This is a genomic window from Paraburkholderia sp. LEh10, from assembly GCF_017814945.1.
GTDB lineage: Bacteria > Pseudomonadota > Gammaproteobacteria > Burkholderiales > Burkholderiaceae > Paraburkholderia.
Genome location: NZ_JAGIPX010000008.1, coordinates 19,540 through 31,424 on the forward strand (window position 1 = coordinate 19,540; position 11,885 = coordinate 31,424).

The window sequence follows — 11,885 nt, forward strand, 5'->3', positions numbered from 1 at the left end:
ATCACCATGTCGTCGATGCAGGCACCGTTTTTGCAAAACGCTACGCGATGCGCATGCGACCGACCCGCGCAGCAAGCGAGCGCCCCATGACACGACAGACCGAATCTCAGGAAGGGCACCCCGATCACGGCATGACCGGGCGTGCGGAGCCCCCAGATCGAACCCAGGTCCGCCCGGAAAAAGCCGGCGCGCAATCGCCGCATCTCGACGAGGGCGAGAAGGATCAGGCCGCGCAACATACCGCGCCCCACGCGTTGATGTTGCATGAGATCGTGCGCGAAGAAGGCGAAGCCGCGCTCGAGCGCACTGTGGTCGCGCTGATGTGGTCCTCTGTCGCGGCGGGCCTGTCGATGGGATTCTCGTTTCTGACGTCAGCCGTCCTCGATGCCGGTCTGCCCGATACGTCGTGGCGGCATCTCGTGTCGAGCTTCGGGTATTCGACGGGCTTCGTGCTCGTCATCCTGGGGCGTCAGCAGCTCTTTAGCGAAAGCACGTTGACGGTCGTGCTGCCCGTGCTCACGCGGCGCGAGATGAGCTGCTTCCTCAAGGCGCTGCGCCTGTGGATCGTCGTACTGTTTTTCAATCTGTGCAGCTCGTGGATTTTCGCCATGATGCTGCGCGTGCCCGGCGTGCTCGGAGCCGACATCGTCGATGCCCTCGGCGAAACCGCGCGCGCGGCCGTCGGTCCCGCCGACACCTTCCCGACATTCATGCGCGCTGTGTTCGGCGGATGGCTCATCGCACTGATGGTGTGGCTGCTGCCGAGCGCGCAATCCGCGCGTCTTCTGACCGTGCTGCTGATCACGTGGGTGGTCGGCGTCGCGAAGCTATCGCACATCATCGCCGGATCGACGGAAGTTGCGTATGCCGTGCTGGCGGGTGACGCGTCGATTGCCGATTACTTCAGCCGCTTTTTGCTGCCGACGCTCGCGGGCAATGTGGTCGGCGGCATGTCGCTCGTCGCGTTGCTCAATCATGCGGCGATCGCACCGGAAATCGGCGAGCGGCGCTGAATGCGCGCCGTTCATGCCGCGAGGTCGCGGGCGCATGCGCACGAATGACGAATGCGCATGTGAAATGTGCGCCGCCACACATAGCGCCACAACGCGCGCGGACCCCGGTCACGCCAGGGACATACATGTGACGCAACATCGGACCCCGGAAATAAAAAGCAAGAAAGCTTGCGTTCGGGTTGCTTGCGCGCAGTCGCCGTTTGCGCCCGGCGCCGCCCTCATTGCATCGCTCCTTTCAAGGACACTTCCGTGCTGCGCCCGCTATCGCCCGTCGGCAACGACGAAATCAGCATGAACAAGTCGGGCCGTGTCGCGAACAAGGGCATGGAGGGTCTTGCGATCACACCGGATGGCACCACGCTTTACGGCGCGATGCAAAGCCCGCTGATCCAGGACGGCGGCACGCACGGCCAGTTCACGCGTATCGTGAAGATCGACATCCGCACGGGACGCACGACGCAATACGCGTATCCCCTCACGAACATCGGCACGACGGACAAGCCGAAGTACCCGACGATCAGCGACGTGCTCGCCATCAACGATCACGAGCTGCTGGTGGACGAGCGCGACGGCAAGGGCCTCGGCGACAATTCGACGGCTTCGTTCAAGCAGATCTCGCGCATCGATCTGACGGGCGCGCAGGACGTGAGCCAGGCAAGCGGCGACACGGGCCTCAAGCCGTATGCGGTAAAAAAGACGCTGTTCCTCGACGTGGTCGCCGTGCTGCAGGCGCACGGCTACACCGCGAACGACATTCCCGCGAAAATCGAAGGCATCGCATTCGGCCCGGACGTGACGGTGCGCGGCGTGCAGAAGCGCACGCTCTTCGTCGCGAACGACAACGACTTCCCCGCGACGGTGACCGACTCGAATCACCCGTCTGGCATCGCGAATCCGAACCAGTTTTTCGTCCTCGCCATCGACCTGGCCGATCTGCCGGACTATGTCGCGCAGCGTTTGCAGCGCATGTCGAAGACCGGCCGCGAGCACGATGACGTGTGCGGCCGGGACGACGACGATCAAGACCGTGACCACGATCATGACCACGACGGCCATGGTCACTGAAACGACCCGCTGAGTTCCTGCGTCCCCTGACGGACGTTGAGATGGGCCGGCCGCGGCAATCCGCGGACGGCTCTCTTTTTTGGCGGGTTGCCGTTTCGCATCGGCGCGCGTCCTGCACACGCTGGCTCGCGCGTATAGAATCGACTCATGAAAGAGTCCGCGTCCCCCGCTTCGCCGCCGCTTGCCGATATCGAGCCCGAATTGCCGCTGCATGCGCCGGGCGCCGCATCGGTGGCGCTGGCTGCGTCGATCGCGCTGATCGCCTGGCTCGCGTTCGCCGCGCAGACGGACATCACGATGCACCGCATGCTGACGCGCGGCTTTGGTGTATTCGACGGCATCGAGCGGCTCACCAGCTACCTGACCAATCTGACCATCTTCACCTGTGCGCTGTGCTTCAGCTGTGTGGCGTTCTTCTCGCCGCGCAGCCGCATGCCCGTCGTGCGCTTCTTCCGGCACCCTGCCGTCGTGACGGCCGTGACCGTCTATATCGTGTTCGTCGGCTTCGCGTACAACCTGCTGCTGCGCCAGCTGTGGACGCCGTCCGGCTGGCGCATGCTGCTCAACGAAAGCCTGCACACGATCGTCCCTGTGCTCATCGCGCTGTACTGGCTGCTGTTCGTGCCGCGCCTGCATCTGACGCTGCGCCATCTGCTTTTGTGGCTCGTCTATCCGCTCGGCTATCTCGCGCTGACGATGGTGCGCGGCGCGTTCTCCGACTTCTATCCTTATCCGTTCATCGACGCGGGTGAGCTTGGCTATGAGCGCGCGCTGATCAACGCGAGCCTGCTCGTATTCGCTTTTCTGCTGCTGATGGCCCTGTTCGTCGCGATCAATCACGGGCGCCCCATGCCGTCGATCTCATCCGCGTCCGTGCCCGGCCTGCGGGAGACTCATCATGACAACGACCCGGCGTGAATTCATCGTAGTGGGCATCGGTTCCGCAGTGGGCCTGTGCGCCGCGCTGACAGCAAGCCGCGACGCCCGCGCGGACGACAGACTCAGCGAATCCGATCCCGCGGCAACGGCGGTCGGTTACGTGAGCGTCGCCGCGAAAGTCGACAAGTCACGCTTCCCGGATTACAAGACAGGGCAGACCTGCAACAACTGTTCGCTGTTTCAGGGCAGCCCGACGGATGCATGGGGCGGCTGCTCGCTGTTCGGCGCGAAACAGGTGGCGGGCGGCGGCTGGTGTAGTTCATACACGAACATGTAGTTGCTCGCGGAGACGCTTGCGGCAGATGGCACATGCATTGCGGATTTCGTCAGTGTGTTGAACTGCACTCACGGGACCCACGCGATGAATCAAACTGCGTTTCACACCCCGCTGCCCTGGCGACTACGCGAGCATCTGCACACGCCGATGCCGCCCGAGGTCGATCCCGACCCGGCGCCGCCGCCCGACGACGACCCCGACCCGGGCACCGACTCTCCGCCCATACCGGAACGCGAACCGGATCGCGGACCGCCTTTTCAGGAGCCGCCTGCAGGTGATCCGCCCGCGCGCGAACCGCCGATGCACATGACGCGCGCCGCGCCGCAGGAGCGGCACGTATCCGGCGTCGCACGTCAAAGCTGAGGATCGAGCAGCGCGACCACCCGGTCGACGAGTTTCTCGGCCCATGACCGGCTGTTCCAGTCAGCGAGCGTCACGCGCTTCGACTTCGCGAGATCGTCCGCGAAAATCTGCATCTGACGGCGCGCGAAGGCAGCGTCGTAGATGTTGAGGTTCGCTTCGTCGTTCAGCTTGAACGAGCGCGAATCGAAATTCGTCGAGCCGACCGACACGAGGCATTCGTCGACGACGAGGAGCTTGACGTGGAACATCGTCGGCTGATACTCGAACATCTGCACGCCAGCTTCGAGCAACGGTCCCCAGCATGCGCGCGAGGCCTCGCGCACGGTATGCGCATCGATGCGCTTGCCGGGCGTCAGGATCTGCACCGCGACGCCGCGCTTTGCCGCTTCGACGATCGCGTTGATCGTCAGCCGGTCGGGAACGAAATAGGCGCTCGCGAGATGGATCGAGCGGGCCGCTGCCGTGATCGCCATCAGATACATCAACTGCATGTCGTCGCTACCGCCCGAAGGTGAACTGCTGAACATGTGCGCGAGCCCCTCGCCGTCGTCGCTCGGCGACGGAAAGTAATCGGGCCCGTGCAATACATTGCCTGTGGTCTTCATCCAGTTGTCCATGAAGACGGCCTGCATGTGTCCGACTACGGGGCCCGTGACGCGGAAATGCGTGTCGCGCCAGTGCATGTCGTCTTGTGCATGTCCCGTCCATTCCTGCGCAATGCCGACACCGCCTGTAAAGCCGATGCGTCCATCGATCACGAGCAGTTTGCGGTGCGTGCGATCGTTCATGCGGCCAAGTCCCGTCCAGTGCGGCTTGTGATACTGGATCACCTGCGCACCTGCATCCTTGAGCATGCGCAGATAGCGCGGGTCCATCTTCTGCGAGCCGACCCAGTCGAGCAGCACATGCACTGCGACGCCCGCGCGCGCCTTCTTCGACAGCGCCGCCGCGATCTGCTCGCCGATCGCGCCGGACCAGTAGATGAACGTTTCGAACGTGATGGTTTTCTGCGCGCCGTCGATCGCTTCGAGCATCGACGGAAAGATCTCGTCGCCGTTGACGAGCACCTCGAAGCGGTTGCCGGACACGACGGGCGGCCCGAGCAGCAGGCCCATCGAGCGGATGAACTGGGGATCGTGGCTGCCGTACAGACGCTCGATCTTGTGCTCGATCTTCTTTTCGCCCGTCGACAGATTGGCGATCACGAGCACGACGACGAGCGTGACGACGACTGTGAGCAGTATCGTCAGCATGCGCCGCGTTCAGCCATGTGCTTTTGCAAGAGTCGGGGAAGCGCCCCCGAAGAGGATTGCGCGCGCCTTGCTGCATCAGCGCGTCGGCGCGCGAAGCTGTGCACTACCAGTCCGGGTTGTTCACTTCCTGACGATAGCCGTACAGGTTGTTCACGAGCCGATGCGGGCGCCCGCCTTCCTGCATCACTTCGCGCCAGCCGCACAGTGTCGCGAGCGAATCGGTGTGGAGCACCGCGTAGCACTTGCCCGCCTCGCCGCCGGCGACCTTGGCCGTAACCAGCTCGATCGCCTTGTCGTCGACGGCGAGGAGCATGCGCATATCAGCTTGCAGGATCTGCATTTCATACTTGGTGACGGGTGTCATGGCGCGGCTCCTCATGCACAGGAATGGTTCCAGGCCGTTAGGGCCCGCCGTTCACAACCGACGACGGGCAGGACGGTTTTCGAAGGAACGCGGGCTTCGTGTCATCGCGACGAACGAGGCCAGCCGCTAGTTGCAAGCAAGTAGCGTTCCGAATGCGTGTTCAAGACGGGGCGCGGCTTACCCGCGATGGCCGGCCGGTGCATTGAAAAAAGCACCGACGGAAGGAGTGAAAATTACGCGACGCTGCTCGCCGGCCTGCGTCGTGAGACGCGCCAGCGTGTTGCGCGAATCGGTGTCGAGGAGTCAGTCGACGGGCAACTGATCGCAGGCGTTCGTCGCCGTCGACGCGCAGATGAACGAATAGTCGCCGCTCCAGCGGACGGCGGCGGCGGTGGCATGAACGGCTTCCTGGAAACCCGGCGACGTTTCCCAGGCGATATAGCCGGAGCACAGCACGGCGGACATCACAACCAGCGTAAAGGCAATTTTTTCAAAGATCTGAAAATGGGGCGGCATGGCAGTCTCTTCCTATGAGTTCGCATTCTATCTCAAACCTAGGGTTTTCACCTAGGTCACGATTGCGACTGTGCAAAGTGCCATGCCAATGAGACGCGCCAAGGCGGGATCACCGGACGCGAAAGACGTGTCGCCGTTGTGAATGTGCGCGCGAGACTGACGCAGGGAGCGCGTCTATCGTGCATGCGCGCCTGGCGCGTATCGAACCGGAACAAAGATGCATCGAAATCCGATGCATAGACATGCATGCATTGTCATGCACACCGCAACATGAACTGGCGACGCGAGAATGCACACGTCACGCGTATGGCGTCTTCGGCTCGTGCATGCGGTGTCTCCCGCGTGCGCCCACGGGCGTCGTGCTGCAACCCGCTTCGTCGAGCACCGCTCGGGCGCGCAGACGCAAATCTTCAGCGGCGAGTTGCCCATCCGCCCCGCTCATCCAGACGGCGATCCGCAATTGCGCGCTGCCGCCCTGCGGACAATCCGACGCCGTCACGACGGGCGCGACCGTCGCGCCGCCGAGTACGCGCGGATCGGTTGGACGTAACACCGCACACCAGGTACGCCCGGTACACAGCGGCCACTCGACGGACGCGGCAAGCGCGGCCGACATGCACTACACTGGCGGCCCGAACAGAGCCGCGACAGAACAGCGGTTGCGCTGTAAGTTCCTGGTCCACGCGGGTGCAAATTGCGGCGCCCGAGCGTGCCGGCGCGCAGCGGAAAAACAACCCATCCACGCATCAACGCCCCGTTATATGGGACGCAATCCATTCATCGATGAACACTCCGCCAGCCGATACGCGCGCGAATGTCCGCTCCGATTGCCCCGAGGCCGCCGACACGTTCGATGCGCTGATCGACGATGCCGGCCGTGAGCCCGACATCAGCCTGCCGCGACAAATGCCGTTCCAGCGTTTCTGGTGCACGCGCGTGTTGTCATCGCTGTCGTTCCAGATGCTTGCTGTCGCGATGGGCTGGCACATCTACGCGCTGACGCATAGCGCATTCGCGCTTGGCCTCGTCGGCCTTGCGCAGTTCATGCCGATGTTCGTGCTGACGCTCGTCGTCGGCCAGGTCGCCGACCGCTACGACCGGCGCCGCATCGCGGCCATCTGCCAGGCGCTCGAATGCGTGGCGGCCGCGCTGTTCGCGTGGGGCACGCTCGGCGGATGGATCAGCGCGCCCGCGATCTACGTGCTTGCAGCGTGCGTGGGCGCGGCGCGTGCGTTTGAGTCGCCCGCCGTTTCGTCGCTGTTGCCGGGCGTCGTGCCGCGCACGCAGTTGTCGCAGGCGACCGCGTGGGCCACGTCCGCCAACCAGGCCGCGCAGATCGGCGGACCGGCCCTGGGCGGCCTGCTCTACGGAATCTGCCCCGCCGCCGCATATCTCGCGTGCGCGCTGTCGTTCGCGCTCGCATCCGCTGCCGTCAGCACGATCCCGTTACGCACGAAGCCCGTGCCGCGCGCGCCCGTCACGCTCGAATCCGTGTTCTCCGGGGTGCGCTTCATCCGCAGCCAGCCGGTGATACTCGGCGCGCTGTCGCTAGATCTGTTCGCCGTGCTGTTCGGCGGCGCGACGGCCCTCCTGCCGATTTTCGCGCGCGACGTGCTACACACCGGCCCGGTCGGTCTTGGCCTGCTGCGCTCGGCATCGGCCGTCGGCGCGCTCGGCGGCACGATCTGGCTTGCGCATTTCCCGCTGCGCAAGCGGCCCGGCGCGGCGATGTTCGGCGGCGTGATCGCGTTCGGCGTGGCGACGCTCGTGTTCGGCGTGTCGCATCACTTCGTCGTGTCGCTGCTGGCTTTGACGGCGCTCGGCGCATCCGACGTGATCAGCGTGGTCGTGCGGCTGTCGCTCGTGCAATTGCGCACGCCCGACGACATGCTCGGGCGCGTGAGCGCCGTCAACTCGTTGTTCATCGGCACGTCAAACCAGCTCGGCGAGTTCGAGTCGGGCGTGACGGCGGGCTGGTGGGGCGCGCAACCTGCCGTGCTCGTCGGTGGTTGCGCGACCATCGCGATCGCGCTGCTGTGGATGAAGCTCTTTCCGGAGTTGCGGCGAACGCGCACGCTCGAACGCGAAGAGCATCAAAGCGCCGCGAACGCATAGAGCGTGTGTCGCTCACGTTCGGCACGCGACGCGAACGGAAGTATCACGACGCGCGCGCACCCAGACAGATCGAGCCTGTACCGATGCGCCCAAGGTCCGGGCGCGATCATTGCGCACCCGCCGGGAGATCGGCCGTGAGCGAAATCCGCACGGCCATCCTGCCAGCCGATGAGGAGCCGCCATGCATTCCACACGACACGCCCAGTTCGTTCGCTCCGTCCGCCAGATCGGCGCGCTCGCAGCCCTCGCGGCCGGCGCGCTGATGCCGTTGCATGCGAGCGCCGACGATGCCGCGAATCCGTGCGCCGCGCTCAAGCGCATTGTCGCGGCCGCGCCGGCGGGCTTCGCGCAACTCACGCCCGACGACGGCAAAGGGGTCGCGCAGCCCTACGGCAACGACGCGCAATGCGGCGCACAAAGCGGCAGCTACGAATGCCTGTGGACGCCGACGGGCGGCGCGGGATCGAGGACGGCGGCGTTGCAGGCCGTCGCTGCCGACATCGCCTCATGCCTGCCCGACGCGACCCATGACGTGAATTCGCCTGCCCGTCAGCACTTTTACATCGGTCCGCGCGAGGCGCGCACGCAGATCACCGCGATGCCAGCCGGTGCGAGCAAGGTGAAACTGGTCGTATCGGGCAAATAGCGCAGTGCGGCAGCCTCACACGTACAACCGCCCATTATTCGAGCCGATACCAGACGCGTATGCCCGAATACCAGTGACTGACGCTCGTATCGTCGCCGGAGCCGAACGTCGACAGACTTTCGACGTTGATCACATCGACGTTGTGCTCCGCGATCCACGCATTCGCGCGATCGACGAGCGCGGCTGCGTTCTCGTACACGTGTCCCCGGATCATGTGGCGTTGCAAGACCTGCCGTTCGAAATCCTGAAACGCGATTCTGCTCATGAGTTGTCTCCCGCCGTCAGGCCTTCTTGTATGCGTGTTCTGATCGTGTAGCGCCCTGCCGTCGAGTCTATCAATGCGGGAACGGGAGCGGCAATTGCTCGATGAACGGCATGCATCGTTCTGAGGGAGCGTTCCATGAGCACAGACAAGCAGCAGCGCGCATCAGCATCGCCCGATCCCGGCGGCGATATCGAGCATCCAAAGCCCCCCGTCCACAGCGATAACGAAAAGAGCGACATGCCCGAGCGTAACGACGATAGCCGCAAGCAGGCGCCGTCGGACCGGCCCGGAAAAAAACCGGGCGAAGGCGAGCCGTCCGTCGGCTAACGCAAATCGCGCAACTAGCGTGCAACACGCGTCAAAGGGAGCAAAAAATACGGCGGCCTGCACGAGATGCAGGGCCGCCGCATTTTTGATTGTGACTCGCGCATTCTCCTGCCGCGCGGGTGCATTTTTTGGTGAATTATTTCTGGTTACTTTTATGTTTCCTTCATCTACCTTGCTGCAAGCAGCGAAAGATTTCGTCATATGAAGGCTTCGCTGCATTCCCATCATGCAGCGAGGCGGTAAACAATGACGACAACCTGCAAGGTTTCCATTTGCGTCCCCACGTGCAACAGGCCCGAACTGATCGTCGAATGCCTGGACGCGTGCCTGGCCCAGACCCATACGAACATCGAGATCCTGATCGGCGACGATTCCGCCGATGACCGCACGCGACGGCTGATCGAGCAGCGCTATGCGTACGACGCGCGCATCCGTTACGTGAAGAACGAGCCGCCGCTCGGCCAGGCGCGCAACGTCGCGAGTCTGTTCGCGCGCGCGAGCGGCGACAAGATCGCCCTGATCCACGACGACGACTACTTCGCGAAGGACGGCATCCAAAGCCTGCTCGAACTCTGGCAGCGGCATCCGCAACTCGAGGTCGCGTTCGGGGATCAGTATGAAACCGATGCGCAGGGCAATGCCGATCCCCTCAAAAGCGCGGCGCTGAACGCCGCCTTCCATCGCACGGAACGCGCGCAAGGCATGCAGAAGCAGCCGGGGCGAACGGGTCTCGTGCAGATGTTCCCGAACAACGGCTGGCTTGCGGACGCCCGGCTCGTCAAGCGCGTCGGCTATCGCGACGACGTCGGCATGTGCTGCGACTACGTGTTCGGCTCGCAGCTATGCCTTGCGGCATCCCAGGTCTACTACCTGCATCGGTACGTGTCGTACTACCGCAAGACCGACGTGTCGATCTCGCGAAACACGCGCGGCTTGACATCGGCAGCCTCGCTGACGGCCTTCTGGTTCGTCACGCGACTCAGGCTCGATCCGTCGCTCGAACCCGCGCGCAGGCTTGCGTTGCGCAGGCTCGCGCCGATCGTCGTGTCGCTATACGCGAAGAACGATGCGCCGCTTGCCGCGCTGCGCGTCGCGTTCGAACATCCCTATGCGTATGCGTACGGGCTCGATGCGAGGTTCTACTATCACCTGTCGCTGATCGTGCGCGCTCTCATTCCGACGAAGCCGCGTGGGCTGCCGCCTTCGGCGCCGCGGTTTCGTTGAAACGCGTGGCCGTCGCATGACATCGCTTTAAAAAAGCGCGACATAAAAAAAGCGGCTCCGCGATCCGCACGAGCCGCTTTTACGTGCAGCGCGTCAAATGACGCGCAACGCATCATGGTTCGTTGCGCAGGTATCCGACTTTCGACGGATCGCGCATGCGGAACGATACGAGTCCCGCGATCGCGCACAACGCCGTCACGTACCAGTAGAACATCGACTCGCTGCCCGCCTGCTTGAGCCACAGCGCGACGTATTCCGCCGAGCCGCCGAAGATCGCATTCGCAACGGCATACGACAGGCCGACACCCAGCGCGCGCACTTCGGGCGGGAACATCTCGGCCTTGATGAGGCCGCTGATCGACGTATAGAAGCTGACGATGGCAAGCGCGATCACAACCAGCACGAACGCCATCACGGGGCTCGTCACGTCTTTCAACGCGTGCAGCAGCGGCACCGTGCCGATCGTCGCAAAGAAGCCGAACAGCAGCATCGACTGACGGCGGCCGATACGGTCGGACAGCGCGCCGAACAGCGGCTGGATGATCATGTACACGAAAAGGGCAGCCGTCATCACGTTGCTCGCCGTCTTCGCGTGCATCCCCGCCGTGTTGACCAGGTACTTCTGCATGTACGTCGTGAACGTGTAGAAAATCAGCGAGCCGCCTGCCGTGAAGCCGAGCACCGTGAAAAACGCGCCCTTGTGCTGCCACATGCCGCGCAGCGTGCCCGCTTCCTTGCGCTGGCGCGTCTCGGCTGTCGTCGTTTCGTCGAGCGAGCGGCGCAGGTACAGCGCGACGAGCGCCGAGAGCGCGCCGACTACGAACGGAATCCGCCAGCCCCAAGCCTTCAGTTCTTCCGTCGTCAGCAGTTGTTGCAGGATCACGAGCACGAGCAGCGCGAACAGTTGTCCGCCGATCAGCGTCACGTACTGGAACGACGCGAAGAAGCCGCGCCGGCCCTGCAACGCGACTTCGCTCATGTAGGTCGCGCTCGTGCCGTACTCGCCGCCCACCGACAAGCCCTGGAACAGACGCGCGAGCAGCAGCAGCAAAGGCGCGAGCGCTCCGATCTGTGCATAGGTCGGCACCACGGCGATCACCAGCGAGCCGCCGCACATCATGAACACCGACACCATCATCGCGAAACGGCGGCCGCGCTTGTCGGCGAGACGCCCGAAGAACCAGCCGCCAATCGGGCGCATCAGGAAGCCCGCCGCGAACACGCCCGCCGTATTTAGCAGTTGCGCCGTCGTATCCCCTTTCGGAAAAAACGCCGGCGCGAAGTACAGCGCGCAGAAGGAGTAGACATAGAAGTCGAACCACTCGACGAGATTGCCCGACGAAGCGCCGACGATCGCGAAGATGCGCCGCCGGGTGTCGGAGGGAGTGAAGACGGTTGTATCGGTCATGCTGGTGTCGGTCCCTTCTGAAGGTTTAGCGGTCGTGACGCCGCCTTGTCTTGCGCTCCAACCTGGTTTGCAGCCAGGTTTCGGTCTCGTTGCAACCGGGTTGCAGCACG

15 protein-coding genes are annotated in these 11,885 nt (G+C 63.9%); 9 read left to right on the plus strand and 6 right to left on the minus strand.

Annotation, left to right across the window (positions count from 1 at the left end):
* The first annotated feature begins 131 nt into the window (after nt 1–131).
* The 5 genes from J8I87_RS08775 (at nt 132) to J8I87_RS08795 (ending at nt 3,657) form a co-directional block, all read left to right on the plus strand.
* Nucleotides 132–1,013: a formate/nitrite transporter family protein gene (locus J8I87_RS08775; protein WP_245253815.1), complete on the plus strand. Its 882-nt coding sequence runs from the start codon at nt 132–134 to the stop codon at nt 1,011–1,013.
* A gap of 249 nt (nt 1,014–1,262) precedes the next feature.
* The gene (locus J8I87_RS08780) at nt 1,263–2,078 is read left to right on the plus strand and encodes an esterase-like activity of phytase family protein (protein ID WP_313064319.1); all 816 of its coding nucleotides are present in this window, start codon (nt 1,263–1,265) and stop codon (nt 2,076–2,078) included.
* Nucleotides 2,079–2,225: 147 nt separating this feature from the next.
* Nucleotides 2,226–2,996 (plus strand): Pr6Pr family membrane protein, encoded by a 771-nt coding sequence (locus J8I87_RS08785; protein ID WP_209931063.1) that lies wholly within the window; start codon nt 2,226–2,228, stop codon nt 2,994–2,996.
* On the plus strand, nt 2,977–3,294 hold the full coding sequence (locus J8I87_RS08790; RefSeq protein ID WP_209931064.1) for a high-potential iron-sulfur protein: 318 nt from the start codon (nt 2,977–2,979) through the stop codon (nt 3,292–3,294). Before J8I87_RS08785 ends, J8I87_RS08790 begins: the two co-directional genes overlap by 20 nt.
* 84 nt (nt 3,295–3,378) lie before the next feature.
* Nucleotides 3,379–3,657 (plus strand): hypothetical protein, encoded by a 279-nt coding sequence (locus tag J8I87_RS08795; protein ID WP_209931065.1) that lies wholly within the window; start codon nt 3,379–3,381, stop codon nt 3,655–3,657.
* On the opposite strand, the gene cls is transcribed toward J8I87_RS08795, so the two are convergent.
* The 4 genes from cls to J8I87_RS08815 form a co-directional block, all read right to left on the minus strand.
* Nucleotides 3,648–4,910, minus strand: coding sequence for a cardiolipin synthase (cls, locus tag J8I87_RS08800; RefSeq protein ID WP_209931066.1), 1,263 nt, complete (start codon nt 4,908–4,910; stop codon nt 3,648–3,650). The genes J8I87_RS08795 and cls overlap by 10 nt on opposite strands.
* Before the next feature lie 103 nt (nt 4,911–5,013).
* Nucleotides 5,014–5,274 (minus strand): hypothetical protein, encoded by a 261-nt coding sequence (locus J8I87_RS08805; RefSeq protein WP_209931067.1) that lies wholly within the window; start codon nt 5,272–5,274, stop codon nt 5,014–5,016.
* 303 nt (nt 5,275–5,577) lie between these two features.
* Nucleotides 5,578–5,790 (minus strand): hypothetical protein, encoded by a 213-nt coding sequence (locus tag J8I87_RS08810; protein WP_209931068.1) that lies wholly within the window; start codon nt 5,788–5,790, stop codon nt 5,578–5,580.
* Between the two features lie 298 nt (nt 5,791–6,088).
* Entirely contained in the window at nt 6,089–6,406 is a 318-nt protein-coding gene (locus J8I87_RS08815) for a hypothetical protein (RefSeq protein WP_209931069.1), read from the minus strand.
* A 167-nt stretch (nt 6,407–6,573) separates the two neighbouring features.
* On the opposite strand from J8I87_RS08815, the gene J8I87_RS08820 reads away from it, so the two are divergent.
* Both J8I87_RS08820 and J8I87_RS08825 read left to right on the plus strand, forming a co-directional pair.
* Entirely contained in the window at nt 6,574–7,905 is a 1,332-nt protein-coding gene (locus J8I87_RS08820) for an MFS transporter (protein WP_409518734.1), read from the plus strand.
* 181 nt (nt 7,906–8,086) lie between these two features.
* A complete protein-coding gene (locus J8I87_RS08825; RefSeq protein WP_209931070.1) occupies nt 8,087–8,551 on the plus strand; it encodes a hypothetical protein in 465 nt (154 codons plus the stop codon).
* A 34-nt stretch (nt 8,552–8,585) separates the two neighbouring features.
* On the opposite strand, the gene J8I87_RS08830 is transcribed toward J8I87_RS08825, so the two are convergent.
* A complete protein-coding gene (locus tag J8I87_RS08830; RefSeq protein WP_209931071.1) occupies nt 8,586–8,816 on the minus strand; it encodes a hypothetical protein in 231 nt (76 codons plus the stop codon).
* A 135-nt stretch (nt 8,817–8,951) separates the two neighbouring features.
* Here J8I87_RS08830 and J8I87_RS08835 point away from each other — a divergent pair, with 135 nt between their 5' ends.
* Nucleotides 8,952–9,143, plus strand: a complete 192-nt coding sequence (locus tag J8I87_RS08835; protein WP_209931072.1) for a hypothetical protein — start codon at nt 8,952–8,954, stop codon at nt 9,141–9,143.
* A gap of 246 nt (nt 9,144–9,389) precedes the next feature.
* The gene (locus tag J8I87_RS08840; protein WP_209931073.1) at nt 9,390–10,367 is read left to right on the plus strand and encodes a glycosyltransferase family 2 protein; all 978 of its coding nucleotides are present in this window, start codon (nt 9,390–9,392) and stop codon (nt 10,365–10,367) included.
* A 112-nt stretch (nt 10,368–10,479) separates the two neighbouring features.
* Here the strand turns inward: J8I87_RS08840 and J8I87_RS08845 are convergent, their stop codons facing one another.
* Entirely contained in the window at nt 10,480–11,775 is a 1,296-nt protein-coding gene (locus J8I87_RS08845) for an MFS family transporter (RefSeq protein WP_209931074.1), read from the minus strand.
* Between the last annotated feature and the right edge of the window lie 110 nt (nt 11,776–11,885).